Here is a 26,390-nt window from a genome sequence, read left to right as displayed (position 1 = left end):
GTAGATATCCCGATGCGGGTAGCCGGTACGGCGGCGCTCGCCCCTAACGCCGCGGATGATGCCGCTGAATTAGGTCGCGGCCAGCGGTGACGTAGCGTGTGGGAACAGCAGTGGCAGATCGGCCTGCGGGTGGAATCCGATCATGAGCAAGGTGTGCTCATGGCCGCATTCCCGGATTTCCCAGGTGGGCGATAGCCGTTCGAGCGGCTAGGCCAAAGATTGAAGCGGGGTGGCGAAGGAAGTGATTTGCGATACGGCTCGACCGCAAAGGTATGGGTCGAGCAGACGAGGCCTTCGACCGTCATGTGCTCGGCGAAGTCCATCGTCATGGTCGCTCCTCCGGCTCAGGATGGGCTCAGGGAGCTTTCTTCTTCTGCACCTGGCGCTGCTGCTGCTTGCGCTGCGTCTGATTGCGGTTCTGCTTGGCTTCGTACAGCGCGACGGCGTCCAGCTTGGCCTGTGCGACCGTGCGCAGTTCTTCCTTGTCGTCGTGGGTGACGAAGTAGTCGGCGGCTTGCGCATCGACCACCAGTTTGATCGCCGCTTCGTCGTCGAGGTTGTAGATCTCGGTGAGAAGGGTCGTTACTTCATCGAGGAAGTCTTCGTAAGTCATGGCGCTATCGTCCTTGAACAAAAGAGAAATAATAAGGTAAAAACAAAAACGCCAGCCCGAAGGCTGGCGTTTCTGAGAATCTTTGGTAGGCCGTGCGTGGCTCGAACACGCGACCAACGGATTAAAAGTCCGCTGCTCTACCAACTGAGCTAACGACCCGAAGAAGCAAGATTATAGGGCCAGGTCGTGAACCTGTCAATTGCCGAGCCCGATCAAGCCCCGGCTTAAAAACCGCGGCTTACTTCAGCGAAGCCAAGCGGTCGCGCGCCGTCTGCGCCGCGCTCGAGTCCGGATACTTGGACACCAGCGTCTGCAGTGACTTCTTCGCGTTCTTGTTGTTCTTCAGCAGGGCGTAGCTGCTGGCGATGTTCAGCATGGCGTCCGGCACCTTGGCGCTGTCGGCGTAAGTGGTGGTCACGACCTGCTGGGCCGCGATGGCCTTCTTGTAGTCGCCCAGGGCGTAATAGGTGTTGCCCAGCCAGTACTGTGCATTCGACGCATAGGCCGATTGCGGATACTGCTTGACGAATTCCTGCAGCGCGCTTGACGCGCCCTTGTAGTCGCCCGACTGGAACAGGGCGGTGGCGGCCTCATAGGCGGTCTTTTCGGTCGGCATCACCTCGGCGGTCTGGCCGTCGATGACTTCCTGGCGCGGCTCGAACCGTTTCATGCGCGCGTCGAGGTCGGCGTACAGCTGCTTCTGGCTTTCCTGGGCCTTGGACAATTCATTCTGCAGCACTTCGATCTGGCCGCGCAGGCGCGCGATCTCGCGCATGGTCTGCTCGTGCTGGTTCAGCATCTCGATCTGGACCGTCTTGTCCGACTTGCCGTCGATGCGCGCGGTCAGGTCGCGCGTGATGTTGTCGACCTTGGTGCGCAGGTCCAGGATGGCCTTGCGCGCTTCCTCGTCATCGAACGGGCCGGCCGCGGCATGCAGCGGCATCCACAGGGCCAGGACGAGGCAGGCGAGGCGGGACGGAGACAGTTTGATCATAAGCGTTGCTCTTTCTAGACCGGTTGCTGAGATAAAACGGGGCGGGTAGCAGTCTGCACTGCGTCCCGCCCCATGTCAATCGGCTGAATCAGCCGTATTGATTACTGGTAGACGATGTCGGCGCGGCGGTTTTCAGCCCAGGCTTCTTCGTTGCTGCCGGTTGCTTTTGGCTTTTCTTCGCCCAGCGAGACGGCTTCCATCTGGCCTTCCGACACGCCCAGCGACGCCATCGAGCGACGGACGGCTTCAGCACGCTTCTGGCCCAGGGCCAGGTTGTACTCGGTGCCGCCGCGTTCGTCGGTGTTGCCCTGGATCAGGACTTTACGCGAGGTGTTCTTGGTCAGGTAGCCCGAGTGGTTCTGCACCACTGGCTGGCCGTCGGCGCGGACCACGAAGCTGTCGTAGTCGAAGTAGACGCTACGGTTGGCCAGGACGCCTTTTGGATCGTTCAGTGGATCGACGGTGCCGGTTTCCACTGGACGGATGTCACGGCTGTCGGCCACTGGTGCTGCTGGCTCTGGCGACTTTTCAACGACTGGGGTTTCGTCCAGTTTGGTTGGCGACGAGCAAGCAGCCAGCAGGGCGGCAGCGGAAGCGATGAAGGCGAGACTCTTGAAGTTGCGCATGGATTTTCTCCTGTTCTGGTTAAGGTTTTACTTCTTACTTCATGAAAGGACCCCAGCTGGGCTCCCGAATGTTTCCCGCTTTGGTCGTCAAGCGTTGCTTGACCCGTCCATCCACAGACACCACTGCAAGCGAGACGCGCCCGCCGCCCTTGGTTGCATACATGATGTACTTGCCGTTAGGCGAAAAACTCGGTTCGGTGGCCCCATCGGCCAGGCGAAGTTCCCGGCCGCTTGCCAGGTCCATCGCGTATAAGGAGAAAGCGCCGCCGCGCTGCGAAATCCAGGCCAGCGTCTTGCCGTCGGAAGAGACGCGTGGGCTGATGTTGTAGTTGCCGTTGAACGTCACGCGGGTGGCATTGCCGCCCGAGACGCTCATCTTGTAGATCTGAGGACCGCCGCTGCGGTCGCTCGTGAAGTAAATGGTCTGGCCGTCGGCCGAGAACTGCGGCTCGGTATCGATGCCAGGATTATTGGTCAGGCGACGGTGGCCGCTGCCGCTCGAATTGACGGTGTAGATTTCCGTATTGCCGTCCTGCGACAGGGCGACGGCCAGGGTCGAGCCGTCCGGCGACCATGCAGGCGCGGAGTTATTGCCCTTCTGGTTGGAGATCACGTTGCGGCGGCCGGTCATCAGGTCTTGCAGATAGACCACCGGCTTGCGGTTTTCCATCGAGACGTAGGCGACCTTCATGCCGTCCGGCGACCAGGCCGGCGAAATGATCGGTTCCTTGCCCTGGGTCGCGATGATCTCGTTCTCGCCGTCGGCGTCGGCCACGGCCAGCGCGAAGCGGCTCGCCGCGCGGTCTTCCTTCACATACGCGATGCGGGTCGAGAAGATGCCGCGCACGCCGGTCAGCTTTTCATAGACGTCGTCGGCGATGCGGTGCGCCTGCAGGCGGGTGTAGCGGGCTGGACTTCGCCGCCCAGCTGCGAGATTTCGCCGCCCTTGACGGTGTTGAGCAGCTTGTAGCGGATCGCGAAGCGGCCGTCCGGCTGGCGCGCCACGCTGCCGACCACCAGCGCGTCGGCGCCACTGGCCTTGAACGCGCCCAGGTTCACCTTGCCGGCGTCGGCATCGCTGATCACCTGGCCGGCGTCGATGACCTTGAACACGCCGCTGCGCTCGAGGTCGGCGCGGATGACGGCCGAGACTTTGTCGGGGGCGACGGATTCGTCGGCGAAGGCGGCGATGGCCACCGGAATCTGGTTGCTGCCGACGCCGGCGATTTCGATCTGGATTTGCGCATTGGCTGTCGTCCCCGTTGCGAGGGAAACGCTGAACAGCAAAATGTGAAGTTTTTTCATGGTGTCTCTAGTAAAACTGGTTCGAACCGAATCAATCGTAATCTTTCATCGAGAAATTCACGTCAAGCGTACGCTCCACGGTCCCGTCCTTCTTCTTGGGAAGTGGAGATGCTTTCTTGATACCATTTTCCACTGCTCTGTCAAATTCTGGCACACCGCTGCTTTTCACGAGGCGTACCGACATGATTTCGCCGGTCGGCAACTGCTCCACCCGGAAGGTGGCGCGCGGATTGCCGGCCACGTCGGTATTGCCCGGATAGGCCGTTGCGCTCTTGATCGCAGCCGTGATCGCGGCGATGTAACCGCCATCGCTGCGCGGACCGGTCGACTTCACCGCGGTGCCGGTGCTGCCCATGGCGCCGGCCATGCGCTTGAGCTCTTCCTGGCGGAATTTCTCCAGCTTGGCGGCCTCGGCCTTGGCGGCAGCGGCGTCCTTTTTCTTTTTCTCGGCAGCAGCAGCGTCGGCCTTCTTCTTCTCGGCGGCTTCCTGCTTCTTGCGTTCCGCTTCCTCGCGTTTCTTCTTCTCGGCTTCGTCGCGCTTCTTCTGTTCCGCTTCCTCGCGTTTCTTCTGTTCCGCTTCCTCGCGCTTCTTCTGCTCGGCCTCTTCGCGCTTCTTCTCTTCCGCTTCCTTGCGCTTCTTCTCCTCGGCGGCAGCCTTCTTCGCTTCTTCTTCCTTGCGCTTCTTTTCCTCGCGCAGCGCAATCTCCGGATCCGGCGTTGGCGCAGGACGTTCCACCACCGGCTCCGGTGGAGGAGGTGGCGGCGGTTCCGGCGCGGGCTCGGGTTCGGGCTGCGGCTCGGGTTCCGGCGCCGGCTCGGGCGGCAATTCGGGCGCCGCGGCGGTCTGCACCGACATATCCCACACCTCGGCCTCGACCGAGACCGGGTTGACCTTCTGCCAGCTCACGCCGATCGCCAGGAAGGCCAGCAGCGCCGCGTGCACCGCCACCGCCAGCAGGAACGATGGCAGCGGTTTCGGTTCAGGCGGCACGTGGTAGGGCATGCCGTTGTTGGCGGACTTCGGTGCGGTCATATCGTCGGCGTCACTGGGTGGCCAGGCCGACCCGGTTGATGCCCATCTTCTTGGCTTCCGAAATCAGCTGGATCACGTCGTCGTATTTGCTGTCCCGGTCGCCTGCGATCAGGACCGGAAAGTCCGGATTCTCTTCGTGCAGTGCGCGCAGTCGCTGCAGCAGGGCGGAGCGGTCGGCCACTTCGTCCTGGGCGACTTTCACTTTTCCGTGCACGCCGATCGACAGCTTGTTGCCCGGCTCGATGGAAATCTGGATATACGTGTCCGGCGGCAGCGCGGATTTCTCGGCGCGCGGCAGATTGACGACGCTCGGCGCCTCATTCGCCGGCACCGCCATGAAAATAATGAGCAGCACCAGCATCACGTCGATATATGGCACGACGTTGATTTCGGACTTGAACTTGCGGCGACGTCCGCCGCGCATGCTGCTGGAAAATGCCATCCCGATGCTCTCCCGGTTCTCGTGGCGGATCAGCGCGACTGGCGCTGGAGGATGTTCGAGAATTCTTCGACGAAGCTCTCGAAGCGGTTCGCCAGGCGGTCGATGTCGTGGGTGAAGCGGTTGTACGCGACCACGGCAGGGATTGCGGCGAACAGGCCGATCGCGGTCGCGATCAGCGCTTCGGCGATGCCGGGAGCGACCACCGCCAGGGTGGCCTGCTCGACGCTGGCCAGGCCGCGGAACGAGTTCATGATGCCCCACACGGTGCCCAGCAGGCCGATGTACGGCGAGACCGAACCGACGGAGGCCAGGAAATTCAGGTGGGTGTCGAGCGAATCGAGTTCGCGCTGGAAAGAGGCGCGCATGGCGCGGCGGGCGCCGTCGAGCACCGAGTTCATGTCCAGGGCTTCGCGCGATGCCTGCTTGCCCTTGATGAATTCGCCCATGCCGGCCTCGAAGATGCGGGCCAGGGGGCCGCTCTGGTCGCGCTGGCTGCTGGCGCTCTGGTGCAGCGTGTGCAGATTGCCGCCGGCCCAGAAGCTGCGCTCGAACTGCTCGGTCTGCGCGCGTGCGGCGCGGATCGCGAACACCTTGCGGAAGATATAAGTCCAGCTCACGATCGACAGCAACAATAGCAAGGCCATGATCAGCTGCACCAGCACATGGGCATTGGCGATCAGGGAGACAAACGAGAGGTCATGGGTTGCGGTCATGGCTTAACTTATATGATTTTTCAGGCGGCACGCATTTTAGCAGCCACGTCGTCGGGCAGGGAACGAGGGCGTGTGGTTCTTACGTCAACGCAGCCGATTTTCACGTTGGCCGAATTGAGCAGCACCTCGCCGCACCATGCTTCCTGGAGAAACTGCACCGAGGCTCCGCCCACTTTCGTCACGCTGGTGCGGATGCTCAGTTCGTCGTCGAGACGGGCGGCGGAGCGGTAATCGAGGGTCATGCTCCTGACGACGAAGGCCGTATGGTCCGCGTCGATCAGGGTTTGTTGTTCGATTCCAAGCGCGCGCAGGAACTCGGTACGGCCACGCTCGAAGAACTTCAGGTAGTTGGCATGATAGACAATGCCTCCGGCGTCGGTATCCTCGTAATAAACCCTGACTGGCCAGTTATACACTGAAGGCATTCTTTGTTGCCGAATAAATGAAAACGGGAAAGATTTTACGCGACTTTCCACTTTAATATGTACGCTGACGTACGTTTAAAGTGGAAAAGTTTTACGTACAGATAGCACGGGGTCGTGCTTTTGAGCAGTAGTAGACTTGAAACGTAGTTAAAAGACCAATCACTGTAACATTTTCTCACAAATAATAGTCGTGTGGCCGGTCTTTGTGGCCACGCGATGCGGCAGGCATGGCGTCGATCAGCTCCGGCGCACGCTGAACGGCGAGAACCCCTGGCAGGTCGGCATCAGTTCGATGCTGTTGACGTTGACATGCGGCGGCAGCGTCGCGATCCAGTAAGCGGTGTCGGCGATGTCCTTCGCGGTCAGCGGCTGGGTGCCTTCATAGACCTTCGCCGCGGCTGCGTCGTCGCCCTTGAAGCGCACGTTCGAGAATTCGGTGCCGCCACACAGGCCCGGCGCGATATTGGTGGCGCGCACGCCGGTGCCGACCAGGTCGGCGCGCAGGTTCAGCGTGAACTGCTCGACGAAGGCTTTAGTTGCGCCATACACATTGCCACCCGGGTAAGGGTAGTGGCCGGCCACCGAGCCGATGTTGATCACCAGGCCGCTGCCGCGCGCCACCATGTCGGGGAGCACGGCGCGGGTCATGGTCACCAGGCCCTGGCAGTTGGTCGCGATCATGGTTTCCCAGTCTTCCAGCGGCACTTCTTGAGCCGGCGCCGTGTTCAGCGCCAGGCCGGCATTGTTCACCAGCACGTCGATCTGTTTCCACTCGGGTGGCAGGCCGGACAGGGCGGCCTCGATCGAGGCGCGGCTCGTCACGTCCAGGGTCACGGCCAGGGCGGACTCGCCCAGCTCACGCGCCAGTTCGGCGATGCGGTCGGTGCGGCGCGCGGCCAGGACGACGCGGTGGCCATGGGAGACGAAGGTGCGCGCCATTTCGGCGCCGAAGCCGGCCGATGCGCCGGTGATGAAGACGATCATGATGGGTCCTTGGATGGCAACAGGGGGCAGGCGGGAGAGGCAAGGCGCGCTGCCGAACCGTAAAATTGTAGCCGAAACGACCACGGGTCCGCTGGGGACCGCCCTTTCTCGGCCGGCACAGCGGTTTCCTTGCCCTGCGATGGGGAGTTCAGTACAATTTGGAGTCCTTACGTCTCACGTAACTGGCGAAACACCGCGTACGCGCACCATTCGGATGCACGGCGCGGCAAAGGTGGGCACCCACCGGGGAACGTGAGACGCCATACGCCGTTCGCCTGGGCAGCCATCAACCGGTACGCGTTCGATCGCGGCTGCCTGCGCCCGTGCCTACGGCCCGCCCCGGCTCCCGCCTTTCAACGCCACCCGTTGCCTGGATTACTATCGATTGGAGTTTTTACATGTTTGCCAAAGACCATACGCTCGCCAATATCGACCCGGAACTGTGGGATGCAATTCAAAAAGAAAACGTTCGCCAGCAAGACCACATCGAGCTGATCGCCTCCGAGAACTACACCTCGCCGGCCGTGATGGAAGCGCAGGGCTCGCAGCTGACCAATAAATATGCCGAAGGCTATCCGGGCAAGCGCTACTACGGCGGCTGCGAATACGTCGACGTCGCCGAGCAGCTGGCGATCGACCGCCTGAAGGAACTGTTCGGCGCCGAAGCCGCCAACGTTCAGCCGAACTCGGGTTCGCAGGCCAACCAGGGCGTGTTCTTCGCCATGCTCAAGCCGGGCGACACCATCATGGGCATGTCGCTGGCCGAAGGCGGCCACCTGACCCACGGCATGTCGCTGAACATGTCCGGCAAATGGTTCAACGTCGTCTCGTACGGCCTGACCGCTGAAGAAGACATCGACTACGAAGCGCTGGAGAAGCAGGCGCACGAGCACAAGCCGAAGATGATCATCGCCGGCGCGTCGGCATTCGCCCTGCGCATCGATTTCGAGCGCATCGCCAAGGTCGCCAAGGACGTCGGCGCCTGGTTCATGGTCGACATGGCCCACTACGCCGGCCTGATCGCCGCCGGCGAATACCCGAACCCGGTGCCGCACGCCGACTTCGTCACCTCGACCACCCACAAATCGCTGCGCGGTCCGCGCGGCGGCATCATCCTGATGAAGGCCGAGCACGAGAAGGCCATCAACTCGGCGATCTTCCCGGGCATCCAGGGCGGTCCGCTGATGCACGTGATCGCCGGTAAGGCCGTGGCGTTCAAGGAAGCGCTGTCGCCGGAGTTCAAGCAATACCAGAAGCAGGTCGTGAAGAATGCCAGGGCGCTGGCGGAGACCCTGATCGCGCGCGGCCTGCGCATCGTGTCGGGCCGTACCGAATCGCACGTGATGCTGGTCGACCTGCGCGCCAAGGGCCTGACCGGCAAGGAAGCGGAAGCGATCCTGGGCCAGGCTCACATGACCTGCAACAAGAACGGCATCCCGAACGACCCGCAGAAGCCATTCGTCACCTCGGGCATCCGCCTGGGCAGCCCGGCCTTCACCACCCGCGGCTTCAAGGAAGAAGACGCGGTCACCGTCGGCAACCTGATCGCCGACGTGCTGGACAACCCGCACGACGCCGCGACCATCGAGCGCGTGAAGGGCGAAGTCAAGAAGCTGACCGACAAGTACCCGGTGTACGCCCGATAAGCGCTCGCTGATCGTCGCGATGTATGGGGCCGGTTCGCCGGCCCGCTCAGTATCCATGTAGTACCTGCAGCCCCGGCGCCATGAAATGTCCCTTTTGCCAGCATGAAGAAACACAAGTCCTCGATACCCGCGTATCGGAGGAAGGGGACGCCATCCGGCGCCGGCGCCGCTGCGGCAAGTGCGACAAGCGCTTCACCACCTATGAGCGCATCGAGCTGTCGATGCCGATCATCGTCAAGAAGAATGGCAGCCGCACCGAATTCGCCTCCTCCAAGCTGCGCGGCAGCCTGATGCTGGCGCTGCGCAAGCGCCCGGTGGCGGCCGAAGCGATCGACGGCGCCGTCGCCTCGATCGAGGAAAAACTGCTGACCAGCGGCCGGCGCGAAGTCCCCAGCGTGTATGTCGGCGAGCTGGTGATGGAAGAGCTCAAGCGCCTCGACAAGATCGCCTATATCCGCTTCGCTTCCGTCTACAAGAATTTCGAGGACCTGGATTCCTTCCAGGCGGCGCTGGCCGAAGTCGGGCACCAGCGCAAGCTCGACAACTGACGTCGTTTCCAAGTTCCGCTTTTCGTCCGACGCATTCTTGCGTCGACGCATGGGCGCCTGTGTCCTGCCTGATAACTTCTCTGCTCGCACATCGTTAGCGGAGGATAGGCATGCAGGCGCATCTCCCCGCCCGCCCGGGCGGTTTCACCATGATCGAAGTGCTGGTGGCCATGTTCGTGCTCGCGGTCGGCGTGGTCGGCGCCAGCGCGGCGCAGCTGGCGGCCCAGCGCACGCGCCAGCATGCGGCATTGACCTCCGAAGCGGCGCTGCTGGCCTTGTCATTAACCGCGCGCATGCAGGCCAACGCCCAGGTGGCGAGCCTGCCGGACGGCGCCAATCCCTATTTGCCGCTCGATTACAAGGCGCTCGATGCCAGCCCGCCGGCAGGCGGCGCCGCGTGTTTCGGCGCGGGCTCCTGCGATCCGCTGGCGCTGGGCGCCTTCGACCTGCGCGAGACGCGCCTGGCGCTGCATCGGGGCTTTCCATCGGGCCGCATCGCGGTCTGCCGCGACGGCGCGCCGTGGGATGCCGACCACGGCCGCTACCGATGGGCGTGCAGCGGGGACGCAACTGCGCCGGTGGCGATCAAGATCGGCTGGCATGGCACGCAGGACGGGCCGGGCTACGTGTTGCTGGTGGCGCGATGAGGGCGGTCAACGCACGCGGGCGCCAGGCCGGCCTGACCATCGCCGAACTGATGGTGGCGATGGCGCTCGGCCTGGCGGTGCTGCTGGCCAGCGGCTCGCTCCTGATCACCAGCGTGCGCGCGCATGCCGCCGTGATGGAAGCGTCCGAGATGGACGACAGCGGCCGCTATGCCGTCGATGCGCTGGCGCGCGCCATCCGCCTGGCGGCGCACGTCGACTGGGCGGCGCATCCGATGTCCGACCCTGCGGCGCCGGCCCGGCTGGCCGGCCTGGATGCCAGTTCACTAGAGCGGTCCGGCGTCGGCATCGATGCGACCTTGCCCGACGAAGCCAATGGCAGCGACGTGCTGGCCCTGCGCTTTCCCGGCAGCGGCGCACCGCCCGACGGCGACGGCGCCACCCTCGATTGCGCCGGTTTCCCCGTGCATCGCGACGAAGAGGGCTGGAGCATCTTCTACGTCGCCCGCAACGCCCAGGGCGATGCCGAGTTGCGTTGCAAGTACCGGGGCGCGAGCAACTGGTCGTCGGATGCGGTGGCGGGCCGGGTCGACGGCTTCCAGGTGCTGTACGGCCTGGATGCCGACGGCGACGGTGTGCCGGACCGCTACGTCAATGCGACCGAGCTGGGCGCGCTCGACGCGGCGCTGGTGCTGGCAGGCGCCACGCCAGACGAGCGCGCGGCCGACCTGCGCAAGCGCACGCACTGGAAGCGGGTGGCGCTGGTGCGGTTCGCGCTGCTGCTGCATGGGCCGCGCCTCGATCCCGGCGCGGATGCCGACATCGCCTACGACTTGTTCGGGCCGGATCATGGCGCCGCCTTTTCCACAGGCGACCCGGGCACGCGGCTGGCGGGAGCGGCGCTCGACGACGGGCGCGCACCCCGCATGCGCAAGGTCTATGGCGCGACCATCGCCTTGCCGGTGGCGCCGGATTGAACCTCGCATGCGTACCCTCAATTCACCGACCCGGCGGCGGGAAGGCGGCATTGCGCTTCTGACCGCCCTGGTCCTGATGCTGGCGGTGCTCATGACCGGCATCGCGTCCACCCGCGGCGCCCTGCAGGGGGCGCGCGCCGCCGCCCACGAACGCGATCGCGTGCTGGCGCTGCAGATGGCCGACGCCGCGCTGCTGGATGCGGAGCGGGACATCGAAGGCGGCGCCGACCCCGGCTCGGCGCGGGCCAACGCGATCGCCGGCGGCAGCGCTGACGCCTTCGTCGCCGGCTGCGGTGGCGGGCGGCCCTACAACGGCCTGTGCGCCCACGCGACCGATCCCGACCAGGTATCCGGGCTGCTGGCCGACGATGACGGCCCGGCGATCCTGGTGGGCAGCTTTACCGGGCAGGGCATGCCGGATGGCGAGGGCGCGCTGCCGCTCGCGGCGCCGCGCTACCTGATCGAGCTGATGCCGACGACGCCCGACGGCCAGCTGTACCGGATCACGGCGCGCGGCGCCGGCAGCATGCCCGGCACCCATGCCGCGCTGCAGGCCTATTACCGCAAGCCGCCCGATGGTGCGCGGGGACGGCGCGTCGGCTGGCGCGAGCTGGGCAACTGGAGCGAAACGTTCGCGCTGCCTGGCGCAAGCGCGGCGGGCCATCCGACTGGAAAGGGCAGACGAAAGGATAGACAATGAGGCATGGCAGCAAGGGATTCACGCTGGTCGAACTGATGGCCGTGCTGGCCATCCTCGCCGTCCTGGCCGCGCTCGTTTATCCCTCATACACGCAGCAGGTGGTGAAGGCGCGCCGCATCGAGGCCCAACTGGCGCTGCTGGACATCATGCAGCGCCAGGAACAATACCGCGCGCTGCACCATTCCTATCTGGCGTTCTCGATCGATACGGAGGACGCCGACACCGGCCAATTCCCGACCTGGACCGGCAACAGCGCCGCCGCCAGCGCCCATGAGCTGGACGGTTACGCCTGTCCCGGCCAGGAGATCGCCCACTGCATCGAATTGCGCGCACGGCCGGGCACCGCCAATGTGGATGCCGGTTTCGCCGACCCCGACTGCGGCGACCTGACGCTCGACAGCACCGGCCGGCAGACGGCCAGCGGTCCGTCGGCGCGCTGCTGGCCGTGAGACGGGCGATGAGGAGGCGGCACTGCGCCGGCCTGTCGCTGGCCGAGCTGGTGGTGGTACTGGGGATGGTCGCGGTGACGGCGGCGGTGGCCGCTCCCGGCCTGCACGCGCTGGTGCGCGGCCAGCAGCTGCGCACCGCGTCGGGCGACCTGCATGGCGCGATCCAGCTCACGCGCTCCCAGGCGATCGCGCGCAACGAGCGGGTCATGCTGACGCCCAACGACGAGGCGGGCCGCGACTGGTCGCGCGGCTGGACCGTCTACGTCGATCGTGACGACGACCGCCGGCCGGGGGAGGGCGACGAGATCCTGGCCGTGCATTCTCCTCTGGCGGACGGCATGCGGGTCAGCTATTCCTTCACCAGCCCTGCGCCGCCGCAATACATCGCCTACAATGGCGCGGGACGCAGCTGCAGCGACACCAACAGTGCCGCATCGCGTCTCGGCACGCTGTCGCTATTCCATGGCGGCGGGGTGCGCCGTATTAAAATCAATATGCTCGGGCGTGCGCGCCTGTGCAATCCGGCCCGCGAAGACGGGTGCGACGGCGCCGCGGCGCCGCCCTGAAGGAAGAGATGGCGACCACCGATATGGCGACCAAAGAGATGGCGAACGGCTACAGCGAACTGATCCTGAACGATACCGACGGCATGGCCCTGGCCCTGGCCTGGGCGGCGCGCGGCATGTACATCACCGCGCCTAATCCGCGCATCGGTTGCGTGATCGTCAAGGACGGCATCGTGATCGGCGCCGGCCACACCCAGCCCGCCGGCCAGGCGCACGCCGAGATCCAGGCGCTGCGCGACGCCGCGGCGCGCGGCAACGACGTGCGCGGCGCCACCGCCTACGTGACGCTGGAACCGTGCAGCCACCACGGCCGCACGCCGCCATGTTCGGACGCCCTGGTGCAGGCCGGCCTGGGAAGAGTTGTGGCGGCGATGGTCGACCCGAATCCGCTGGTAGCCGGCCGTGGCCTGGCTCAGCTCGAGGCGGCCGGCATCGAGGTCAAGGCCGGCGTGCTGGCCGAGGCGGCGCAGGAGCTGAACGTCGGCTTCTTCTCGCGCATGGTGCGCGGCCTGCCGTGGGTGCGACTGAAAGTCGCGGCCAGCCTGGATGGCGCCACGGCGCTGGCCGGCGGCGAGAGCCAGTGGATCACGGGCGAACAGGCGCGCGCCGACGGCCACGCCTGGCGCGCGCGCGCCAGCGCGATCGTCACCGGCATCGGCACCGTCAAGTCCGATGATCCGCAGTTGACGGTGCGCGGCGTCGACACGCCGCTGCAACCGCGCCGCGTAATCGTCGACAGCCGCCTCGAGATCGACCTGGGCGCCCGCATCCTGCAGGGCGAACCATGCTGGATCGTGGCCGCCGTCGGGAACACGGAAAAAGCCGCCGCCCTGACGGCCGCCGGCCATGAGGTCTTGATGCTGCCGAATGCGCGCGGCAAGGTCGACCTGCCGGCCCTGATGCGCGAGCTGGGCCGGCGCGAAATCAATGAAGTGCACGTCGAGGCGGGCTCCAGGCTGAACGCCTCGATGGTGCGCGAAGGCTGCGTCGACGAGCTGCTGGCCTACCTGGCGCCGAGCCTCATCGGACCGGGGCAGGGCATGTTCGACCTGCCCGCGCTCGAGCGCCTGGCGGACCGCCGCCAGCTGCGCTTTCACGACGTGGCGCGCGTGGGCGACGACCTGCGCATCCTGGCCCGCTTCGTCGAGCCGGCCGCCTGATACTGAATTAGCCCCAACACGAAGGAATCACATGTTTACTGGAATCGTCGCCGCCGTCGGCAACATCACATCCGTTTCTCCGCTGGCGGGCGGTCTGGACGCCGGCGTGCGCCTGGTGGTCGACGCCGGCCCGCTGCCGCTGGGTGACGTGGCCCTGGGCGACTCGATCGCCATCAACGGCGCCTGCATGACCGTGGTCGAGAAGACCGACAAGGCGTTCACCGTCGACGTCTCGCGCGAGAGCCTGAGCAAGACGGTTGGCCTGGAAGCCACCGGTGAAGTCAATCTCGAAAAAGCGCTGACCCTGGCCGAGCGCCTGGGAGGCCACCTGGTCTCGGGCCACGTCGACGGCCTGGGCGTGGTGCACAGCTTCGAGCCGGTCGGCGAATCGTTCGAACTGATCGTCGACGCGCCTCATGAGCTGGCCAAGTTCCTGGCCTATAAGGGCTCGGTCGTGGTCAATGGCGTGTCGCTGACCGTCAACCGGGTCGATGATCTCGACGCCGACGGCAAGCAGGTGTGCCGCTTCTCGATCAACCTGATCCCGCACACGATCGAGGTCACCACGCTCAAGCACCTGAAGGCCGGCTCGCAGGTCAACCTGGAGATCGACCTGATCGCGCGCTACGTCGAGCGCATGCTGGCAAGAACCGGCGGCATGTAAGTCTCGAGCCCTGGTACGCATCGGCGGTGGTCAAGCCGCTCAGTCCTGCAATGTGCACAGGCTGTCAGGTGCGGGAGACGCGAGGTCGATGAGATAGTCTGCGACGATTCCATCGACACACGCATTGCCGCCGATCAGGGCCACGCCGTGCTGTTCGCCTTCGACGGTGAGCAGGCTGGCGCCAAGCGTCCTGGCCAGGCTGATTCCCCCTTCGTGCGGGGTCGCCGGGTCGCGGGTGACCGACACGACCAGTGTTTCGGGAAGTCCCCCGATATCGACGGCATAGGGAAAGCCAAGCGTCGGCTTCACCGGCCACGCTTCACAGATATCCCGGGCCTGGACCGGCCGGCCTGTGGCCAGGAAGGGCGCAGCCTCGAACACCGCGCGCTTCATCGCGCTCTCCTCCTCAGGAGTATGGCGTTCTTCGTCGAGACATTCGATCGCGATTTGTGCCTCGTTGGCGTTGCCGTAGCTGCCATCGGCATGTCTCGCTTGGGCCAGGTCACGCAGGAGCATCAGAGGTTCACCTTGCCCGGCTTTCAGTGCGCCGATGCCCCGGATGACGGCTGGCCAGCCCGACTCGCTGTACAGGGGCAGGACCACGCCGTTGAGTGCGCCGGTGTAGGTCAGCTTGCGCCCGTCGGCGGTGACGATCGGTTTGTCGATCAGAGATTGCAGGAGCTGCTGGAAGACGGCGGTCGCCTGCCTGGGATCGGTACCGAGCGGACAGTCTGGTGAGCTGGCGCAGAAGGCCGCCATATTGTCGAAGCCGTGTTGGAAGCCCGCGAACTGAACCAGCCGGCGTGCGGCGGTGCCAGTCAGTGGGTCGACTGCACCGTCGAGCACGAGGGCCCGCACGTTTTGAGGGAACATTTCGGCGTACACGGCGCCCAGCCGCGTGCCGTAGCTGGCGCCGGCGAATGTCAGCTTTTCGTCGCCGAGCACGGCGCGCAGCACGTCCATGTCGCGGACAACATCGCGGGTGCCGACGTGGGCCAGCACGTCCGCACCGCCAGAACGCGCGGCGCACTTCCTGTACACCTGGCGGGTTTCGTCCTCGGTGTAGTCCTCGACCCCGGAGTTGAGCGTGGAGAGTGTCACGTCGGCCTCGCGTTCCGCATCCGTGAAACAGTCCAGTGCCGGTGTCGACGCCCCGACCCCGCGCGGGTCGAACCCGATCAGGTCGAACCGTCGCGTGATCGGACTATCGGCCAGGGCATCCGCCACCGTCGCCGCGTAGCCCATGCCGGAAAAGCCGGGCCCGCCCGGGTTGAGCAGGATCGAGCCAATCCGGTGGTCCGGCTCGCCCTTCGCCGCCACCCGCAGCAGTGCGATCTGCGCCGTTCTTCCCTCCGGTCTCTCGTAGTCGAGCGGCACCTGAAGCCGGGCGCATGTCAAGGTCTTGTCGGCGTATGCCTTGGCTTGCGCGTCCGTGGTGGCGTAGCCGTCGCAGGGACCGAACGTCAGCTGCTGGTTGTAGAAGCGCGCCAGCCCGGGCGGGATGTCGCCGGGCGCCTGCGGTCGATCCGGGCCGCCGTTGCCGCCACAGGCGCCAAGCAACAGGCCCAGCGCCACGAGTGTCCCAATCCTGGCCATGTGCCAACGCCGACCGTCAGCCTTGCGTGTATCTGATGTGTTCATCCAAGCAGCTTCCTTTCGATTTGATTGACTGAAGTTTTACTTCAGGAATACAAATTGGCGGAGCAGCGCGGCGGTTGAGTGGCCTGTCGCTCCAAAGCGCTTAGTTTCAACCTCGATCATTGTGGGAACATGGCGGCGTAGCCGCGGCGGCAGGGGGGAATGCAGGGCGGGAATCAGCGGGTCGCGCGCCAGGTGAGGGTAAAGGCGACCGCCAGCGCCGCCGCCGAGATCAGCACCGTCCACAGGAGGCTGCCGAAGCTGATGCCGTCGCGCCGAACGCACAGGCCGTAGGCCAGCGCCAGCAGGCCCATTCCGGCGGGACGCAGCCAGCGCGACGGGACGGCACGCCGCGACCGGCCGCGCCATCGTTCCCAATGCTCCGGCATGGCCAGCGCCAGGCAGGCGAAGCCGCCATAACTGGCCAAACAGGCGGCGACCAGCATCAGCGCCATCATGCCCGCACCTCGGCCTGGCGCGCGTCGCCTCGGGCCGGTTCGACGCCCAGGCGGCGTGCTCCCCACGCCGCCAGCATTGCCAGCGCCAGCAGCAGCATGTCCACGCCCGCCACCGCCCAGTTTCCGCTTGCGAGCGCCCGCAGCGGATGGTCGCCGGTGGTGACTGCGTTGAGCAGGACGCACACCACGGCCAGCAGGCAGATGGCCCAGGCTTGACCACGCCAGGCCGCGCGGCCGTGCCACCACGCATGGCCGAAGCTGGCCACCCACACCACGTAGAACGTCCAGACCTCGAGCGCCGCGCGCGCCTGGCCGTCCAGTCCCTGCGCGGGCGGCAGCAAGCGGTTGGCGGCCATGAATGCGAGCGTGGCGATCACGATTCCGGTGACGCTGCCGACAGTGAGCCCTTCGACCACGCGCACCCCGGCCAGTCTCTTCGCGGCATGGCGCGCGCGGCGCGCCTCGAGCCAGAACAGGAAGCCGGTGGCGATCAGCACGCAGCCGGCCAACCCGGCCAGGAAGTACAGCCAGCGCAAGGTCCAGTGCTCGAACTGGATGAAGTGGATGCCCGAGATGAAGCGCTGGGCCGACATCACGGGCGCCGCCTGGAACCGGTGCAGCACCTCGCCGCTGGCCGCGTCGAAGAAGATCTGGTCCACGTTCATCGTGACCTCGCGCGCGTAGGAGCGGCGCAGTTCGACGTAGCTGTTGGCGTCGCCCGGGTGCCAGACCCGCACGAAGTATGGCTGGGATCCGGGTTGGGTCCCGCCCCATTCGCGCCGCGCGATATCCGCCATCGCATCGAGCGAGGCCAGGGTGCCGGGCGCGTTGGCCCTGGGCCGGCTGTACTTGCCGTAGGCATCGGCGAAGAACGCGGCCTTGGCCGCCTTGCCTTCGCCATAGACGCCGGTGTACGCCTGGGGAAAGTAGATCATCATGAAGATGACCATGCCGGACAGCGTGATGATGAAGTGGAAGGGCAGGCCCAGCACGCCGACCAGGTTGTGCAGATCGAGGCTGCTGCGCTGCAGGGATTTGCGCGGCCGGAAGGTGAAGAACTGGCTGAAGATCTTGCGGTGGATGATCACCCCCGAGACCAGCAACAGCAGCATGCCCATCGCCGCCACGCCGACGATCCACTTGCCGGTCTCCATCCACTGCAGGTGCAGGCCGTAGTGGAAGGGGAAGAAGAAGCCGCTGCCGCCCAGCGTGCCCTGCTCAGGGAGGAAGGCGAGCCGCTGCGGATCCAGCTGGCGCGGCGCCGGTTCCACATCCGCCGCCTTGTAGGTGAAGCGCAGCACCGGTGTGCGCTGGGTCGGCAGGTCGACCCGCCACTGGCTGGCGCCGGCGGGAACCTCCGGCAGCACGGCGCGCGCGACGGCGTCGAGCGAGATGGGCGCGCTTGCGGGCGCGAGCCGCGTGGCCGGCATCATCCAGCGGTCGATCTCGCGGTCGAACACGCTCAGGGTGCCCATCCAGAACACGGCGAACAGCACGCTGCCCAGCACGACGCCGGCCCAGGTATGGAGCCAGGCCATCGATTTGCGCAAGGTCTCTTCCACGGCGCCTTCCTAGTCGACCATCTGAATGACCGCGGCCGCCAGGACCACCCCGGCCGCCAGCACGATCCACAGCCGCGCCACCGGGCGTACGCTGAAGGCCCAGACCAGCAGCGCGAGATAGAACACGAAACCCAGCATCGACGACAGCGCGACGGCTTCCGAGCGCGCCATGCCGAGGCGGGCCAGCACGGCGCCGGCCGCGATCACCGTCAAGGCGGTGAGCAGGTAACCGCCCGCCACCGCGCCGACGATCCTGAGGCCGCGTTCAGAAGCCGAGCGCATAACCCACGGTCACGGTGCGGCCGCGGCCGGCGAAGTAGCGGGCCGGCTCGACCAAGGCGCTCTGCGAGTAGTACGTGATGTAGTCCTTGTCGAGCAGGTTGGCGAAGCCCAGGCGCAGGTCGCCCTTGCGCAGCTTGTAGGTCAGCGCGGCGTCCACCAGCGTGTAGCCCGAGAAGCGTTTGGCCGGCTCGTCGAAGTCTTGCGAGAACGCATGCTGGGCCTGCACCAGCGACGACAGGCGGTCGGTCCAGTTCGCGGTCCAGCTGGCCAGCACGCGGTCCGGCGCCACGTTCAGGCCGTCGAGCTTCGCATCCAGGCTGCCGTCGTTATTGCTGTCGTAGCGGCCCTTGGTGCGCGCATACGAGAGGCTGGCGCGGTGGGCGGCATTGAAGCGGTGCGCGATCCTGGCCTCGACGCCTTCCAGCCGCGTCTTTTCGCGCGCCATCATGAATACGCCGCCGACCGAGACGACGCGGGCGCCGAAGTCGGAATCGGAACGATAATAACTGGCGTCGAATTCCCAGTCGCCCTTGCGCACGCGGGTGCCGGCTTCCACGCCGTCGGTCAGGATCGGCTCCAGGTTGCGCAGGCTGCCAATGCTCTGGCCCGGCGTGTTGATCGAGCGGAGCGTGCGGCCGATGTCCGGCAGGCCGAAGCCTTCCGAATAATTGGCGTACAGGGTGACGTCCTTGACCGGCTCCAGGACCAGGCCCGCATTGAGCAGCGTTTCGTTGAACTTGATCTTGCCGCCTTCGACGAAGGTGTTGTTGTAGGCGGCGAGCGTGCGGTAGCTGTCCACTTCGAGGTCGGCGTGCTCGCGCCGCGCGCCGGCGTGCAGCGTCAGGTGATCGAGCAGCTTGAATTCGCCCTGGGTGAACAGCGACAGGTTGCGGTATGTCGACTCCGGCACGAACGTGCGCCTGGTCCCGTACATGTCCTGTTTGCCCTCGTCGACCAGCGTGTCGAAGCCGAAGGTGAGCTTCAGGCGCCCATCGAACAGGCCCTCTTTCGTCAGGCCGACCTTGCTGCCGTATTTCGAAGCGACCGAACGCGACTGGTCGTACAGGGTGCCGCGCGGCGCGATCGTCACGTCCTGGAAGGTGGCCGAATTGTCGGCGCCGAACAGGCCGACGAACTCCTGGCTGTAGGCCATCGCGGACAGTTCCATGCCGGCCAGGCTGGTGTGGGTGTAGCTGGCGCTGGTGGTCCAGACGTCGTTCCAGGCCGGGGTGCCGGGCGGTGTGCCTTCGATCGACGTGGAGGGAATGCCGCGCGCGCGGTCGCCCGGCACGCCAAGGTAGCTGGCCTTCGACTTGATGCGGTAGCGGTTGACCGAGAACTGCAGGCGCTGGCGCTCGTCCGGCCGGTAGCCGATCTTGGCCAGCACGTCGTAGCTGCGTGAATCCATCAGGTCGCCCTGGGTCACGTCGACCCCGATCGAACGGCCGGCGCCGTCCAGGTACAGCCCCTGGTCCTCGTAGCCGACCGAGAACAGGTATTCGAGCTTGTCGCCGCGGCCGTCGAGCCGGTAGGTGGTCTTGTAGCCGAGCAGGTCGCCATTCAGGTCGGAGGTGGGCGTCGTCACCTGCACGTCGACGTGCTGGTTGAAGCTGCCCGGGGCAGGGCGGCGCGTGATGATGTTGATGGTGCCGCCGGTCGCGCCGAGGCCGTTGATGGCGTTGGGGCCCTGAACGATCTCGATGCGGTCGACCATCGCGTAATCGATGGTGTGGGCCTCGCGCCCGGTGGGGCGCACCGGATTCGATTGCGGCACGCCGTCGACCAGGATCAGCGGGGTACGTCCGCGCAGCGTCTCGCCCGAACCGTTCATCTTGCCGCGGCTGGGCGTGTACGAGGGCAGCAGGTTGCTGAGGACGTCGGACGTGTTGGTGGAAATGGTCAGCTGGCGCGCGATGTCTTCCTTGCGGATCACGACCACCGTCTGCGGCGCCTTGTCCGCTTCGACGTTCGAGCGGGAAGCCGCGATGACGACCACGGCGCCGTCGCCACCGGACGGCTGGGCCTGGGCGGCGAACGCCAGCAAGGCGAGTGAAATGAACGCCGCGAGCGGATGACGCGTGAAAGGGAAGGTCTGCGATGACTGCACGAACGACTCCGGTCTACTTGATAATGAGAACTATTATCAAGTAGGCCGGAGTCGGTGTCAAATCACCATCGGCGGTCGATGGGGTGACGCGCAGGTCAGCGGCCGGCGGCGCCCGTCCTGCCGGCACTGGCCACCTTGGCCGCCGCCTGCGTCTCCGGGTTGAGCACCACCTGCACGTAGTTCTTCGTGTCGAAGTAACGCCGCGCCGCCGTCCTGATGTCGTCCGCCGTCAGGGCCTGCACCTGTTTTTCCACGGCGAGGATCGAGGCCGGATCGGTGCCCTCGGTCAGCGCCGATTGCAGGTTCGCGACCCAGTAGCCGTTCTCGCGCAGCGAGCGCCGGTGGTTCTGGATCCAGCCGGTCTTGACCTTGTCCAGTTCCGCCGCGTCCGGGCCGTGTTCCTGCAGGCGCGCGATTTCGGCGAAGGTCGCGGCGATGACCTTGTCCACATTTTCCGGCCCGGTCGGCAGGCTGATGCCGACCGAGTAGTTCCCGTAAGGGATCTTGCTCAAGGTGCCGCTGGCGCCGCCGCCGTAGATCATCGCCATCTTTTCGCGCAACACCTCGATGATGCGCAGATTGGTCACTTCGATCAGCGCCGCCAGGCGCAGCTGCTCGGCTTCGGTGAATTCGGCCGGGCCGGTGAAGTTGAGCGCGATCGTGCTCTTCGGCTCCGATCCGCTGCGCACCTCGCGCTTGACGATGCCGGTGGCCGGACGCAGGCCGACGTCGCGGTAAGCGACCGGGATGTCCGGCGTCGGCAGGGTGCCGAGATAGGTCGCCAGCAGCGGCCGGATCTTTTGCTCATCGAAGCTGCCGACCAGGATGAAGGTCAGGTCCTTGGCGCTCGAGAAGCGCTGGCGGAAGATGTCGATGCTGCGGTCCAGGTCGATCTTGGCGTATTCCTCGGCATCGAGCGTGCGCGGCGCGCGCGGGTGATTGTTGTACAGGACCGCGACCAGGGCGTCGTTGAAGTAGCGCCCCGGCAGGCCGCTCTGGTTGCGCGCGATCTCGGCCTGCTTGTCGATGTAGGCGTGGAACAGGCCTTCGTCGCGGCGCACGTCGGCGAACTTCAGCCACAGGAGCTGCAGCATGGTCTCGATGTCGGTGGCGCCCGAAGCGCCCGCGATCACGTCGGTGTAACTCCCCAGGCCCACGGTCACGCCGGCCGCCTTGCCGGCCAGGATCTTGCGCATGTCGAGCGGGGAAAAGTCCTTCACGCCCATGCTGGCCACGATCGCATTCGAGAAGCGCGCATTGAGGATGTCGCCGTCGGGGAACAGGCTCTGGCCGCCGGGACGGGCCGCGCTCAGCATCACCTGGTCGTTGCGGAAGTCGGTCGGCTTGAGGATCACCTTGACCCCGTTCGACAGCGTCAGGCGGGTCAGGCCCAGCGCCTTGTCGTGCTCCTCGGCCGTGATCTTGCCCGGTTGCGCGGGGCGCTCCATCAGGCGTGTCGCCAGCAGTTTTTCGTCGTGGCGCTCCACCGGCGCGCGCGCGGCCGCGCTGACCGCCGCCAGCAGTTGCTCGCCGGTCGGCGCGTCGGGTTTGTCCACGCCCGTGTACAGCACCAGCTTGCCCGAATCCTCGGGAATCGTGCGCTGCGCGTAATCGTTCATCTCGGCGAGCGAAATGCCCGGCACCAGCTGCTGCACGTAGCGCCACTCGGTGTCGATGCCGGGAATCGCCTCGTCCTGCAGGAAGTTGCGGATGTACTCGGCGGCGTAGGTGGCCGAGTCGCTCTTGGCGCGCTCGTTCCAGGCCTGCTCGTAGGTGCGCATCAGGTTCTTCTTGGCCCGCTCGAGCTCCTGCTCGCCGAAGCCGTGCTGGCGCGCGCGCTCGTTTTCCTGGACCAGGGCCGCGATCGCCGGCAGGGCGCCGCGCGGGCCGATGGCGGCCGAGGAATTGTAGGAGTGATAGCGCGGGGTCAGCTTGCCGAGCGAGCTGCTCGCGCCCAGGTAGGGCGCGTCGGGCAACTGCGCCAATTCGGCCAGGCGCTGGTTGAGCATGGTACCGAACAGCGATTGCACCAGTTCGTCGCGGTAGGCGCCGATGGTGCCCAGCTCGCGCACCGGCTGCACCGGGTAGCGGATCAGGACCGCGTTGCCATTGGCTTCCGGGTCGGTGACGACCAGCGCCTCGGTATCGGCGCGCGCTGGAATGGCGGCGTAGCCGCGCGGACGCGGACTGGCCGGGTTCTTCAGGCGCGAGAAATGCCGCTTGACGAGCTTTTCGGCGCGGGCCGGGTCGACGTCGCCCACCACCACCACCGCCATCAGGTCGGGGCGGTACCAGTCGCGGTAAAAGCGCTTGAGGGCATCAGGTTTGAAATTTCTTAATACGTCTTCGCGGCCGATCGGCAGCCGTTCGGCATACTTCGAGCCGTTGAACAGGCGCGGATAGATCTGCTTGCCCATGCGGTCCGAGGCGCCTTTGCCGAGGCGCAGCTCTTCCAGCACGATGCCGCGCTCCTTCTCGATCGCATCGGCATCGAAGCGCACGCCATGGGCCCAGTCTTCGAGCACCTGGAAGGCCTTGCTCACGTGCTCCGGCTTGTCGGTCGGGATCGGGAGGATGTAGACGGTTTCGTCGAACGAGGTATACGCATTCAGGTCGGCACCGAAGCCCACGCCGATCGACTGCAGATAGGACACCAGCTCGTGCTTGCGGAAGTTGGTGGTGCCGTTGAAGGCCATGTGCTCGACGAAGTGGGCCAGGCCGCGCTGGTCTTCATCCTCGAGGATGGAACCGGCCTTGACCACCAGGCGCAGTTCGAGCTTGCGTTCGGGGCGCGCATTGCGCTGGATGTAGTAGGTGAGGCCGTTGTCCAGTTTCCCGACCTTGACCTGCGGGCCGACCGGGATGGGCGATTCCATCTGCAGCGCCGGCGCCTGCACTGCCTGCTGGGCCGGCGCCTGGCCTGCCTGCGGCGCGCCATGCGCCAGCGCGGACAGGCCCAGGACCGCGGCCAGCGCCATCGACGGCAGGCCGCGTACGAATTTGTTGCTCATTCAATGGTTCCCGGAAGACTTGGTGATTGCATTCTACATGGCGCGAAGGTGTGCACGGATGAGCTTAAGGCTGCCCTAAACCTGTCGTCGGTTCAGAGGACGACCCGTCCTTTCGCCAGCAGCTGGGCCATCTCGAAGGCCGGCACCGGCCGCCCGTACAGATAGCCCTGCAGGACGTCACAGCCGAGGGAGCCGAGAAAATCGCGCTGGCCGACCGTTTCCACGCCTTCGGCCACCACCGCCAGCGACAGGCCCTGGGCCAGGGCGATCGTGGCCTGGGCGATGGCGGCGCTGCGCTGTTCGGTGGCGATATTGCGGACAAACGTCTGGTCGATCTTGAGCTTGTCGAGCGGGAAGCGCGACAGGTAGCCGAGCGACGAGTAGCCGGTGCCGAAGTCGTCCAGTGACAGCGAGACGCCCAGCGCGCGCAGCTCGGCCATCTGGGCCTCGGCCGCGGCGCTGTCGCCCAGCATCACGCTCTCGGTCAGCTCGACCTCGAGCCATTGCGCTTCGAGGCCGCTGTCGTGCAGGGCGGCGCGCACCACCTGGGCCACGGACCCGGCCTTGAACTGGCTGGCCGAGACGTTGACGGCCACCCGCACCGGCCCCAGGCCGGCGTTTTGCCAGGCCTTGTTCTGGAAGCAGGCCTGGCGGATCACCCATTCGCCGATCGGGTGGATCAGGCCCGTGTCCTCGGCCAGCGGGATGAAGTCGGCGGGCGAGACCGGCCCGATCTCTTCGCTGCGCCAGCGCAGCAGCGCTTCCATGCCGACCACGCGGCCGTCCAGGCGCGAGACCTGCGGCTGGTAGTGCAGCGACAGCTCGTCGCGCTCGATCGCGCGCCGCAGGCGCGTCTCCAGCGCCAGCCAGCGCAGCGCCTCGGCATTCATCTCGCCCTTGAAGAAGCGGAAACCGTTGCGGCCCGATTCCTTCACGTGGGTCAGCGCGGCGTCGGCCGCCTTGAGCAGGTCGCCCGCCGCGTCGCCGTCGCGCGGATAGACGCTGATGCCGATGCTGCCGGTGACCACCACGTCGTGCTCGCCGACCAGCAGCGGCTGGGACACGGCTTCCATCAGGCGCTGGGCGCAATAGATCACGTCGTCGGTGTCGTCGAAGCCCGTCAGCAGCAGCACGAACTCGTCGCCCGACAGGCGGGCCACGGTGTCGGTCGCGCCGGCCACCTCGCCGGCGCGGCGCGCCACCTCGCGCAGCACGGCGTCGCCGGCCGCGTGGCCCAGGCTGTCGTTGATGCGCGACAGGCGGTCGACGTTGAACAGCAGCAGCGCCACCTGGCTCGCATCTTGGCGCGCGGCGGCCAGCGCCTGCTGCATGCGGTCGTTGAACAGCGAGCGGTTCGGCAGCAGGGTGAGCGAATCGTGGCTGGACAGGAAGTCGAGTTGGTGATGCGCGGCCTTCAGCGCCGACAGGTCGGTCGACACCGCGACGTAGGCGGTGCGCCGGCCCTGCTCATCGTGGACGGCGCTGATGCTCATGCTGGCGGGGTAGATCTCGCCGTTCTTGCGTCGGTTCCAGATTTCACCGCGCCATTGGCCGTCCTGTTCCAGGCAGTTCCACATGGCTGCATAGAAGGCGTCGTCATGGCGTCCCGACTTCATGAGCCTCGGGTTCTGGCCCATCACCTCCGCCTCGCGGTAGCCGGTGATTTCCTCGAAGGCCGGGTTGGCGGCGACGATGCGGGCGTCGGCGTCGGTCATCAGGATCGCTTCCTGGGTGCTGTCGAATACCTGGCGCGCCAGTTCCAGCCGGTGCTCGCTGTCGCGCAGGGCGGCGTCGGCATCGGCGCGCGCCATTGCCTCGAGCTGCAGCTGGGCGGCGTGACGCTGCACGACTTCGTACAGGTTCAGGTTTTCATAGGCCACCGCCAGCTGGGCCGCCAGGGCCGTGGCCCAGCGTTCCTCTTCGTCCGAGAACGGCGCCGCGCCGACCTGGCGCGTGCAATACAGCCAGCCGAGCGGATGCTGCAGGTCGTGCACCTGCAGGCCGAGCAGGTGGCCGACCTCGGGATGGTGGTGGGGCAGGGTGGCCAGCAGCGCGTCGTCGCGGCCAAGGCGCAGCGGAGCGCGGGCGCGCAGCAGCACGCCGGGCAGGTCTTGGTCGTTCAACGCGCGGTCTTCGAGCAGGCCGTGCTCGACGCCGTGGGTGCACAGGTGGCGCACGGTGCGCTCGGTGCTGGCCAGCAGGCACAGGGCGACGCAATCGGCGTCGAGCACGCGCCGCGCGGCGTCCACGAAGGCATCGGCCAGGGCCTCGACGCGGCGCTCGCCCACCAGCATCATGCACATGCGCTCCAGTTCGGACAGGCGCGCGCACAGGTCGAACGGCAGGTCGCGATCGTGTTCGCGGCTGGACGGCAGCGCCGGCGCCGGCGCGCCGTGCACCACGCCCAGCTCGGCCGCCACCGCTGCGAGGATGCGCTGCGGCTCGGACGGCTTGCCCAATACCGTGGTCACGCCGCAGCGCGCCGCCATGGACATGGTCTCGCGCTCCGAATAGACGGCCGATAAGAAGATGACGCGGGTCGCGTGCAGGGCGGGATCGGCGCGCAGCTGCTGGACGAACTCGTAGCCGTCCATGGTCGGCATCAGGATGTCGGTGATGATCAGGTCGGGGCGCTCGGCGCGCGTGATGGCGAGCGCCTGGGCGCCGTCCTCTGCTTCGAGGATCCGGTGGTCGGTGTAGCCGAGCAGGACGCCAAGATAGTTGCGGTTGCTCGGCCGGTCGTCGACGATCAGGATCGTGGCCATCAGCACCGCCCTCCGCATGGGGCGGCGCCTGGATGGCTGACAGGAACGGCTACCCGCATGGCAACTCCGAGAATTGGCCCACACCGCCTGGATGGGTGCGGTAAAGATGTCTTAATA

General features: G+C 66.2%; 25 protein-coding genes, 1 tRNA gene, 1 pseudogene and 1 riboswitch. Of the genes and pseudogenes, 9 read left to right on the top strand and 18 right to left on the bottom strand.

Annotated elements, in window-relative coordinates:
- Nucleotides 1–140: 140 nt before the first annotated feature.
- The 11 genes and pseudogenes from DIR46_RS26470 to DIR46_RS04995 all read right to left on the bottom strand — a co-directional run bounded on the left by DIR46_RS26470 (nt 141) and on the right by DIR46_RS04995 (nt 7,135).
- Complete coding sequence (locus DIR46_RS26470) at nt 141–329, bottom strand: hypothetical protein (RefSeq protein WP_162819439.1); 189 nt, start codon at nt 327–329, stop codon at nt 141–143.
- A gap of 26 nt (nt 330–355) precedes the next feature.
- Nucleotides 356–613 carry a hypothetical protein gene (locus DIR46_RS05040; protein WP_109347909.1) on the bottom strand — a complete coding sequence of 86 codons (258 nt, stop codon included), beginning with the start codon at nt 611–613 and terminating at the stop codon, nt 356–358.
- Nucleotides 614–696: 83 nt separating this feature from the next.
- A tRNA-Lys gene (locus DIR46_RS05035) sits at nt 697–772 on the bottom strand.
- A gap of 79 nt (nt 773–851) precedes the next feature.
- On the bottom strand, nt 852–1,607 hold the full coding sequence (ybgF, locus tag DIR46_RS05030) for a tol-pal system protein YbgF (protein ID WP_109344257.1): 756 nt from the start codon (nt 1,605–1,607) through the stop codon (nt 852–854).
- 101 nt (nt 1,608–1,708) lie between these two features.
- Nucleotides 1,709–2,233 (bottom strand): peptidoglycan-associated lipoprotein Pal, encoded by a 525-nt coding sequence (pal, locus tag DIR46_RS05025; protein ID WP_109344256.1) that lies wholly within the window; start codon nt 2,231–2,233, stop codon nt 1,709–1,711.
- Between the two features lie 34 nt (nt 2,234–2,267).
- Nucleotides 2,268–3,538, bottom strand: a pseudogene (tolB, locus tag DIR46_RS05020) (Tol-Pal system beta propeller repeat protein TolB).
- Between the two features lie 31 nt (nt 3,539–3,569).
- The gene (tolA, locus tag DIR46_RS05015) at nt 3,570–4,571 is read right to left on the bottom strand and encodes a cell envelope integrity protein TolA (protein ID WP_109344255.1); all 1,002 of its coding nucleotides are present in this window, start codon (nt 4,569–4,571) and stop codon (nt 3,570–3,572) included.
- Between the two features lie 10 nt (nt 4,572–4,581).
- The gene (locus tag DIR46_RS05010; protein ID WP_109344254.1) at nt 4,582–5,013 is read right to left on the bottom strand and encodes a biopolymer transporter ExbD; all 432 of its coding nucleotides are present in this window, start codon (nt 5,011–5,013) and stop codon (nt 4,582–4,584) included.
- 29 nt (nt 5,014–5,042) lie between these two features.
- The gene (gene tolQ, locus DIR46_RS05005; RefSeq protein ID WP_005671250.1) at nt 5,043–5,726 is read right to left on the bottom strand and encodes a protein TolQ; all 684 of its coding nucleotides are present in this window, start codon (nt 5,724–5,726) and stop codon (nt 5,043–5,045) included.
- A gap of 20 nt (nt 5,727–5,746) precedes the next feature.
- A complete protein-coding gene (gene ybgC / locus DIR46_RS05000) occupies nt 5,747–6,151 on the bottom strand; it encodes a tol-pal system-associated acyl-CoA thioesterase (protein WP_109344253.1) in 405 nt (134 codons plus the stop codon).
- Between the two features lie 237 nt (nt 6,152–6,388).
- Entirely contained in the window at nt 6,389–7,135 is a 747-nt protein-coding gene (locus tag DIR46_RS04995) for an SDR family oxidoreductase (protein WP_109344252.1), read from the bottom strand.
- A gap of 168 nt (nt 7,136–7,303) precedes the next feature.
- Nucleotides 7,304–7,423: riboswitch (ZMP/ZTP riboswitch) on the top strand.
- 110 nt (nt 7,424–7,533) lie between these two features.
- On the opposite strand from DIR46_RS04995, the gene glyA reads away from it, so the two are divergent.
- From glyA to DIR46_RS04950, 9 genes are all read left to right on the top strand, one after another.
- Nucleotides 7,534–8,781, top strand: a complete 1,248-nt coding sequence (gene glyA / locus DIR46_RS04990; RefSeq protein ID WP_109344251.1) for a serine hydroxymethyltransferase — start codon at nt 7,534–7,536, stop codon at nt 8,779–8,781.
- An 80-nt stretch (nt 8,782–8,861) separates the two neighbouring features.
- The gene (gene nrdR, locus DIR46_RS04985; RefSeq protein ID WP_109344250.1) at nt 8,862–9,329 is read left to right on the top strand and encodes a transcriptional regulator NrdR; all 468 of its coding nucleotides are present in this window, start codon (nt 8,862–8,864) and stop codon (nt 9,327–9,329) included.
- Nucleotides 9,330–9,439: 110 nt separating this feature from the next.
- Nucleotides 9,440–9,976, top strand: coding sequence for a type IV pilus modification protein PilV (pilV, locus tag DIR46_RS04980; protein WP_109344249.1), 537 nt, complete (start codon nt 9,440–9,442; stop codon nt 9,974–9,976).
- Entirely contained in the window at nt 9,973–10,911 is a 939-nt protein-coding gene (locus DIR46_RS04975) for a PilW family protein (protein ID WP_109344248.1), read from the top strand. Before pilV ends, DIR46_RS04975 begins: the two co-directional genes overlap by 4 nt.
- Nucleotides 10,912–10,918: 7 nt before the next feature.
- Nucleotides 10,919–11,611, top strand: a complete 693-nt coding sequence (locus DIR46_RS04970; protein ID WP_229446500.1) for a pilus assembly PilX family protein — start codon at nt 10,919–10,921, stop codon at nt 11,609–11,611.
- Nucleotides 11,608–12,060, top strand: coding sequence for a type IV pilin protein (locus DIR46_RS04965; RefSeq protein WP_109344247.1), 453 nt, complete (start codon nt 11,608–11,610; stop codon nt 12,058–12,060). The genes DIR46_RS04970 and DIR46_RS04965 overlap by 4 nt, the downstream gene beginning before the upstream one ends.
- 8 nt (nt 12,061–12,068) lie before the next feature.
- Entirely contained in the window at nt 12,069–12,626 is a 558-nt protein-coding gene (locus DIR46_RS04960) for a GspH/FimT family pseudopilin (protein WP_109344246.1), read from the top strand.
- Nucleotides 12,627–12,709: 83 nt separating this feature from the next.
- Entirely contained in the window at nt 12,710–13,786 is a 1,077-nt protein-coding gene (gene ribD, locus DIR46_RS04955) for a bifunctional diaminohydroxyphosphoribosylaminopyrimidine deaminase/5-amino-6-(5-phosphoribosylamino)uracil reductase RibD (RefSeq protein ID WP_370659967.1), read from the top strand.
- Nucleotides 13,787–13,817: 31 nt separating this feature from the next.
- Nucleotides 13,818–14,450, top strand: a complete 633-nt coding sequence (locus tag DIR46_RS04950) for a riboflavin synthase (protein ID WP_109344245.1) — start codon at nt 13,818–13,820, stop codon at nt 14,448–14,450.
- A 39-nt stretch (nt 14,451–14,489) separates the two neighbouring features.
- Here DIR46_RS04950 and DIR46_RS04945 read toward each other — a convergent pair whose 3' ends face one another.
- From DIR46_RS04945 to DIR46_RS04915, 7 genes are all read right to left on the bottom strand, one after another.
- On the bottom strand, nt 14,490–16,025 hold the full coding sequence (locus tag DIR46_RS04945) for an alpha/beta hydrolase (protein WP_205289076.1): 1,536 nt from the start codon (nt 16,023–16,025) through the stop codon (nt 14,490–14,492).
- A 239-nt stretch (nt 16,026–16,264) separates the two neighbouring features.
- Nucleotides 16,265–16,546: a DUF3325 domain-containing protein gene (locus DIR46_RS04940; RefSeq protein WP_229446499.1), complete on the bottom strand. Its 282-nt coding sequence runs from the start codon at nt 16,544–16,546 to the stop codon at nt 16,265–16,267.
- Entirely contained in the window at nt 16,543–18,108 is a 1,566-nt protein-coding gene (locus tag DIR46_RS04935) for a PepSY-associated TM helix domain-containing protein (RefSeq protein WP_109344243.1), read from the bottom strand. The genes DIR46_RS04940 and DIR46_RS04935 overlap by 4 nt, the downstream gene beginning before the upstream one ends.
- A 9-nt stretch (nt 18,109–18,117) precedes the next feature.
- The gene (locus DIR46_RS04930) at nt 18,118–18,390 is read right to left on the bottom strand and encodes an iron uptake protein (RefSeq protein WP_109344242.1); all 273 of its coding nucleotides are present in this window, start codon (nt 18,388–18,390) and stop codon (nt 18,118–18,120) included.
- Entirely contained in the window at nt 18,374–20,497 is a 2,124-nt protein-coding gene (locus DIR46_RS04925) for a TonB-dependent receptor (RefSeq protein WP_109344241.1), read from the bottom strand. Before DIR46_RS04925 ends, DIR46_RS04930 begins: the two co-directional genes overlap by 17 nt.
- 95 nt (nt 20,498–20,592) lie before the next feature.
- The gene (locus DIR46_RS04920; RefSeq protein WP_109344240.1) at nt 20,593–23,508 is read right to left on the bottom strand and encodes a M16 family metallopeptidase; all 2,916 of its coding nucleotides are present in this window, start codon (nt 23,506–23,508) and stop codon (nt 20,593–20,595) included.
- Between the two features lie 92 nt (nt 23,509–23,600).
- On the bottom strand, nt 23,601–26,291 hold the full coding sequence (locus tag DIR46_RS04915; protein ID WP_229446498.1) for a two-component system response regulator: 2,691 nt from the start codon (nt 26,289–26,291) through the stop codon (nt 23,601–23,603).
- Nucleotides 26,292–26,390: the final 99 nt, after the last annotated feature.

The organism is Massilia oculi, assembly GCF_003143515.1.
Lineage (GTDB): Bacteria > Pseudomonadota > Gammaproteobacteria > Burkholderiales > Burkholderiaceae_D > Telluria > Telluria oculi.
The sequence above is the reverse complement of the archived record's forward strand: the minus strand, read 5'-3'. Positions and strand labels throughout refer to the sequence as shown.

What these genes read in the sequence shown, in the direction of transcription:
- DIR46_RS26470 (WP_162819439.1), bottom strand. Translation starts at nt 329, where the DNA reads ATGACGATGGACTTCGCCGAGCACATGACGGTCGAAGGCCTCGTCTGC.
- DIR46_RS05040 (WP_109347909.1), bottom strand. Translation starts at nt 613, where the DNA reads ATGACTTACGAAGACTTCCTCGATGAAGTAACGACCCTTCTCACCGAG.
- ybgF (WP_109344257.1), bottom strand. Translation starts at nt 1,607, where the DNA reads ATGATCAAACTGTCTCCGTCCCGCCTCGCCTGCCTCGTCCTGGCCCTG.
- pal (WP_109344256.1), bottom strand. Translation starts at nt 2,233, where the DNA reads ATGCGCAACTTCAAGAGTCTCGCCTTCATCGCTTCCGCTGCCGCCCTG.
- tolA (WP_109344255.1), bottom strand. Translation starts at nt 4,571, where the DNA reads ATGACCGCACCGAAGTCCGCCAACAACGGCATGCCCTACCACGTGCCG.
- DIR46_RS05010 (WP_109344254.1), bottom strand. Translation starts at nt 5,013, where the DNA reads ATGGCATTTTCCAGCAGCATGCGCGGCGGACGTCGCCGCAAGTTCAAG.
- tolQ (WP_005671250.1), bottom strand. Translation starts at nt 5,726, where the DNA reads ATGACCGCAACCCATGACCTCTCGTTTGTCTCCCTGATCGCCAATGCC.
- ybgC (WP_109344253.1), bottom strand. Translation starts at nt 6,151, where the DNA reads ATGCCTTCAGTGTATAACTGGCCAGTCAGGGTTTATTACGAGGATACC.
- DIR46_RS04995 (WP_109344252.1), bottom strand. Translation starts at nt 7,135, where the DNA reads ATGATCGTCTTCATCACCGGCGCATCGGCCGGCTTCGGCGCCGAAATG.
- glyA (WP_109344251.1), top strand. Translation starts at nt 7,534, where the DNA reads ATGTTTGCCAAAGACCATACGCTCGCCAATATCGACCCGGAACTGTGG.
- nrdR (WP_109344250.1), top strand. Translation starts at nt 8,862, where the DNA reads ATGAAATGTCCCTTTTGCCAGCATGAAGAAACACAAGTCCTCGATACC.
- pilV (WP_109344249.1), top strand. Translation starts at nt 9,440, where the DNA reads ATGCAGGCGCATCTCCCCGCCCGCCCGGGCGGTTTCACCATGATCGAA.
- DIR46_RS04975 (WP_109344248.1), top strand. Translation starts at nt 9,973, where the DNA reads ATGAGGGCGGTCAACGCACGCGGGCGCCAGGCCGGCCTGACCATCGCC.
- DIR46_RS04970 (WP_229446500.1), top strand. Translation starts at nt 10,919, where the DNA reads ATGCGTACCCTCAATTCACCGACCCGGCGGCGGGAAGGCGGCATTGCG.
- DIR46_RS04965 (WP_109344247.1), top strand. Translation starts at nt 11,608, where the DNA reads ATGAGGCATGGCAGCAAGGGATTCACGCTGGTCGAACTGATGGCCGTG.
- DIR46_RS04960 (WP_109344246.1), top strand. Translation starts at nt 12,069, where the DNA reads ATGAGGAGGCGGCACTGCGCCGGCCTGTCGCTGGCCGAGCTGGTGGTG.
- ribD (WP_370659967.1), top strand. Translation starts at nt 12,710, where the DNA reads ATGGCCCTGGCCCTGGCCTGGGCGGCGCGCGGCATGTACATCACCGCG.
- DIR46_RS04950 (WP_109344245.1), top strand. Translation starts at nt 13,818, where the DNA reads ATGTTTACTGGAATCGTCGCCGCCGTCGGCAACATCACATCCGTTTCT.
- DIR46_RS04940 (WP_229446499.1), bottom strand. Translation starts at nt 16,546, where the DNA reads ATGATGGCGCTGATGCTGGTCGCCGCCTGTTTGGCCAGTTATGGCGGC.
- DIR46_RS04930 (WP_109344242.1), bottom strand. Translation starts at nt 18,390, where the DNA reads ATGCGCTCGGCTTCTGAACGCGGCCTCAGGATCGTCGGCGCGGTGGCG.
- DIR46_RS04920 (WP_109344240.1), bottom strand. Translation starts at nt 23,508, where the DNA reads ATGAGCAACAAATTCGTACGCGGCCTGCCGTCGATGGCGCTGGCCGCG.
- DIR46_RS04915 (WP_229446498.1), bottom strand. Translation starts at nt 26,291, where the DNA reads ATGCGGAGGGCGGTGCTGATGGCCACGATCCTGATCGTCGACGACCGG.